At 57.1% G+C, this 545-nt stretch carries 1 rRNA gene; it reads right to left on the bottom strand.

The annotated features are described in order from the left end of the window. Positions 1-10 precede the first annotated feature (10 nt). Positions 11-545, bottom strand: a 16S ribosomal RNA gene (locus tag IE125_RS19160); the annotation flags it as partial.

Here is a 545-nt window from a genome sequence, read left to right as displayed (position 1 = left end):
GCTAATCGTTTAAGGAGGTGATCCAGCCGCAGGTTCCCCTACGGCTACCTTGTTACGACTTCACCCCAGTCATGAACCACACCGTGGTGATCGCCCTCCGAAGTTAGGCTAACCACTTCTGGTGCAGTCCACTCCCATGGTGTGACGGGCGGTGTGTACAAGGCCCGGGAACGTATTCACCGCGTCATTCTGATACGCGATTACTAGCGATTCCGACTTCACGGAGTCGAGTTGCAGACTCCGATCCGGACTGAGGCCGGCTTTATGGGATTCGCTCCACCTCGCGGTCTCGCAACCCTTTGTACCGGCCATTGTAGCACGTGTGTAGCCCTACCCGTAAGGGCCATGATGACTTGACGTCGTCCCCACCTTCCTCCGGTTTGTCACCGGCAGTCTCCCTAGAGTTCCCGACCGAATCGCTGGCAAATAGGGACAAGGGTTGCGCTCGTTACGGGACTTAACCCAACATTTCACAACACGAGCTGACGACAGCCATGCAGCACCTGTCTCAGAGCTCCCGAAGGCACCAAGGCATCTCTGCCAAG

It is taken from the genome of Salinicola rhizosphaerae (assembly GCF_014652715.1).
Classification (GTDB): Bacteria; Pseudomonadota; Gammaproteobacteria; order Pseudomonadales; family Halomonadaceae; genus Salinicola; species Salinicola rhizosphaerae.
Note: the sequence above shows the minus strand (reverse complement) of the source record. Positions and strands in the feature narration are given on the sequence as shown.